The organism is Streptomyces sp. WELS2 (genome assembly GCF_013870595.1).
Taxonomy (GTDB): domain Bacteria; phylum Actinomycetota; class Actinomycetes; order Streptomycetales; family Streptomycetaceae; genus Streptomyces.
The window spans coordinates 1-2,730 of the sequence record NZ_JACBWZ010000812.1 but is presented as its reverse complement, the minus strand read 5'-3'; the positions used below and the strand labels follow the sequence as shown (position 1 = coordinate 2,730).

Here is a 2,730-nt window from a genome sequence, read left to right as displayed (position 1 = left end):
CGGTGCAGCGCAGCCGGCCGCGGTCGGTGCGGGGCAGGTCCGTGGCGGCGATCAGCGGGTGCGGTTTGACGCCGGCCGTCCACACGAGCGTGCGGGTCGGGAAGCGCTGGCCGTCGCTGAGGACGGCGACCCGGTCGGCGCAGGACTCCAGGCGGGTGTCCAGCAGCACCTGGATGTTGCGGCGGCGCAGCTGGGTGACGGTGTAGCGGCCCATCTCCGGGCCGACCTCCGGCAGGATCCGGTCGGTGGCCTCCACGAGGATCCACTTCATGTCCTCGGGGCGGAGGTTGTGGTAGTAGCGCGCGGCGTAGCGGGCCATGTCCTCCAGTTCGCCGAGGGCCTCGACGCCCGCGTAGCCGCCGCCGACGAAGACGAAGGTGAGGGCGGCGTCGCGGATCGCGGGGTCGCGGGTGGAGGAGGCGATGTCCATCTGCTCGATCACGTGGTTGCGCAGGCCGATGGCCTCTTCGACGGTCTTGAAGCCGATGCCGTACTCGGCGAGGCCGGGCACGGGCAGGACGCGGGAGACCGAGCCGGGGGCGAGCACCAGTTCGTCGTAGCCGAGCAGCTCGGCGGAGCCGCCCCTGTCGGCGGTGGCGAGCGTGGTAACGGCGGCCGTGCGCACCGCGTGGTCGATGGAGGTGACCTCGCCGACCACGACGTGACACCGGTGCAGGACGCGGCGCAGCGGTACGACGACGTGCCGCGGGGAGATCGAGCCCGCGGCGGCCTCGGGAAGGAACGGCTGGTACGTCATGTAGGGGTCGGGGGTGACGACCGTGATCTCGGCCTCGCCCCTGCTCAGCTCCGCCTTCAGCCTCCGCTGGAGGCGCAGGGCCGTGTACATCCCGACGTAGCCGCCGCCGACAACCAGAATGCGCGCACGTTCCTTCACCATCCCATGACGCACCCGGCGCTGGGGTTTGTCCACAGGCCCGGCAATTCGTGTGACCGGCGGCCGGGTGTACGCGGGACCGGCGGGGGCGCCCGTACGGGAGGAAACGGGGCAGGTCAGCGGGGGCGGGCGAGTGGGTGGGAAGGGAGGGAATCGGGACGTACACGCCCCGTACTCCGATCGGGGGGCGCACTGTACGGAACGTCCCCCTTCTGAATTGACTCCCTCTCAACTATGTTCGTGTGTCGACGGAGTGTAGGGAATGTGGTCGAACGGGCCCGCGACGGGCGGATCCGGTCGGAACCGATCCCGTTCCGCGCGCTTCGCAGCCAGTGGCGGGGAGAGTCTCCGGGGGGAGACGTCATTACCGGGGGAACGCATGCATGTTCAGGACACGCATTGGGCATCGGCTGCCGCCATCGCGCCCGGCGGCAGAACGATGAGTACGGCGGCGGGTGGCGGACGCGCGGACGGGGCGCGGACGACTCCGCTGCGGGTCGACGCGCAGCGCAATCTGGAGCACGTGCTGCGCGCGGCGCGTGAGGTGTTCGGCGAGCTGGGGTACGGCGCGCCGATGGAGGACGTGGCGCGGCGCGCCCGGGTCGGGGTCGGCACGGTGTACCGGCGCTTTCCCAGCAAGGACGTGCTGGTCCGGCGGATCGCCGAGGAGGAGACCGCGCGGCTGACCGAGCAGGCGCGGGCCGCGCTCGGGCAGGAGGACGAGCCGTGGTCGGCGCTGTCGCGGTTCCTGCGGACCTCGGTGGCGTCGGGGGCGGGACGGTTGCTGCCGCCGCAGGTGCTGCGGGTCCGCTCCGCCGGTTCCGACGGGTCGGGTGCGTCGGGCGAGGAGGCGCGGGTGCCTCAGCAGCGGGTGCAGCCGGGGAACGGTGAGCTGCGGCTGGTACCGGACGAGCCCTCCCTGGGCGCCGACGATGCCGGGGCCGGGGCGCTGCTCGACGTGGTCGGGCAGTTGGTGGAGCGGGCTCGGGCGGCGGGTGAGCTGCGGGCGGATGTGTCGGTGGCGGACGTGCTGCTGGTGATCGCCACGGCGGCGCCGTCCCTGCCGGATGCGGCGCAGCAGGCGGCGGCTTCGGCCCGGTTGCTGGACATCCTGCTGGAGGGACTGCGGTCCCGGCCGGTGTCGCTGTAGGCGCGGCTCGGCTTCGCCTTCGGCGGATTCGTGTTCCCACCCGCACCACCGTGCGGCTGTCGCGGTCGCGTGCGGGTGGCCCCCGTGGGGGCCGCCCGCCGTCGGCGGCTGCGGGTGGGGTGGGCGGTGGGTGCGGGGTACGGCGCTGCCGGGGACCGGACGCCAGGCGTCGGACGTCAGGGGTCGAGGGGAGCGGCGAGCCGCTGCGCCGTTGCCGGGTGGTCCTGGGGCGGTGGCCTCCGGGCCGTGTCGCCAATCGCCGCGCTGCGGGGCCCGTGGAGTGGTCCGCACAGCGGCCCTGGCGCGGCGGCCTCTGCGCAGTGCTGCGAGGGAGCCGTAGGGCAACAGCAGAACGGGGAACGCAGCGCTGCGAGCAGTCGGCATGGCGGCCGGTCGTAGCCGCGGTGGCTCGCTGGGCGAGGTGACGCGGGCGGCCTGGCGTGGCAGTCCGTCGGGGTGCTTCGCAGGGGGGTGGGTCGGTGGTTCGCCGGGCGGTCGTAGGGGTGGGTTGGTGGTGGGGTAACTCGGTTGTGTTCGTGGGGTGTTCGGGTAAGTGCGCTCGGATGAGTGGATGGGGTGCGCGGGGGCGCCTGGCGGCGTGGGGTGTGGCAGTCTGAGCCGGTGACGGGTTGGGCTGGGTCGGTGTCGGGGGCTTTCCGCGATGAGCGCTGACGGGTGGGACGGG

2 protein-coding genes are annotated in these 2,730 nt (G+C 73.4%); one reads left to right on the top strand and one right to left on the bottom strand.

Annotated features, from left to right (window positions below; all coding sequences use genetic code 11):
• On the bottom strand, positions 1–898 hold an 898-nt coding region (locus H5J33_RS30200), incomplete at its 3' end, for an NAD(P)/FAD-dependent oxidoreductase (protein WP_181797966.1).
• 376 nt (positions 899–1,274) lie between these two features.
• Here H5J33_RS30200 and H5J33_RS30195 point away from each other — a divergent pair.
• Positions 1,275–2,045: a TetR/AcrR family transcriptional regulator gene (locus tag H5J33_RS30195; protein ID WP_181797965.1), complete on the top strand. Its 771-nt coding sequence runs from the start codon at positions 1,275–1,277 to the stop codon at positions 2,043–2,045.
• Positions 2,046–2,730 lie beyond the last annotated feature (685 nt).

What these genes read in the sequence shown, in the direction of transcription:
- H5J33_RS30195 (WP_181797965.1), top strand. Translation starts at nt 1,275, where the DNA reads ATGCATGTTCAGGACACGCATTGGGCATCGGCTGCCGCCATCGCGCCC.